This is a genomic window from Janthinobacterium sp. GW458P, from assembly GCF_002127585.1.
In the GTDB taxonomy this organism is placed as follows: Bacteria; Pseudomonadota; Gammaproteobacteria; order Burkholderiales; family Burkholderiaceae_D; genus Janthinobacterium.
The window spans coordinates 1-832 of record NZ_NEGZ01000152.1 but is presented as its reverse complement, the minus strand read 5'-3'; the positions used below and the strand labels follow the sequence as shown (position 1 = coordinate 832).

Below are 832 nucleotides of genomic sequence, written 5' to 3'. Positions count from 1 at the left end.
CGAAGCGGCCAGGCGGCGCCGGTCCCCGCACGGCGCGGTAGGCGGCGCCGCCGGCCGCCAGCGCACAGGCGCCGATGAGTCCCAGTGTCAGAAACGATCTGCGTCGCATTCCCATGTCTCCCCTTGTCTTGTACCGCCTTTGCAAGCCAGTGTACGCCAAAGGCGCTGCGCTTCCGCGCGCAAAAACTAGAGCGGGCCGTCTAGTTTGCGCGACTGTAACCACAGCGCCGGCATGGCCAGCAGCGCCGCCAGCGCGCCGCCGATGGCGATGCCGGGCAGGCCAAACGCGACGATCAGCATGCCGCCCAGCGCCCCGCCGGCCGCCGTGCCCGCATTGAAGGCGGCAATATTCAAGCCCGCCGCCACGGCGTCGCTGCCCGGGCAATGCCGTTGCGCCAGGGCGAGCTGCCGCACGGTCGACAGCGTCACGAGGGCAAAGAACAGCAAGCCCAGGCTGCCGCACAGGGCCAGCAGGGCCAGGGGCTGCGCGCGCAGCAGATAAAACCCCAGCAGGTTGAGCGCCAGCGCGGCCAGCGCCAGCATGGTGAAACGCAGGGCGTGGGGGCGGTCCGCGCACCAGCCGCCCAGCAGGTTGCCGCCGATGGCGCACGCGCCAAAGCACAGCATGGCGGCACTGAGCCAGTCCGCATCGAGCCCGCCCAGCTGCAGCAGGAAGGGCGAGACATACGTGAAAAAGCTGAAGGTGGCCACGCTGACCAGCGCCGCCACGCCGGCCGCCAGCAGCAAGGCGGGCTGCAGGATGGCGCGCAGGCTGGCCAGGGCCGACGCGGCGGGCGCAGAGGGGCGCGCGCGCGGCATGGCGGACAGCAGG

General features: G+C 71.5%; 1 pseudogene. It reads right to left on the bottom strand.

Features of this window, described 5'->3' with window-relative positions:
* Positions 1–186: 186 nt before the first annotated feature.
* Positions 187–832 (bottom strand): annotated as a pseudogene (locus CBW50_RS29675) (MFS transporter); the annotation flags it as partial.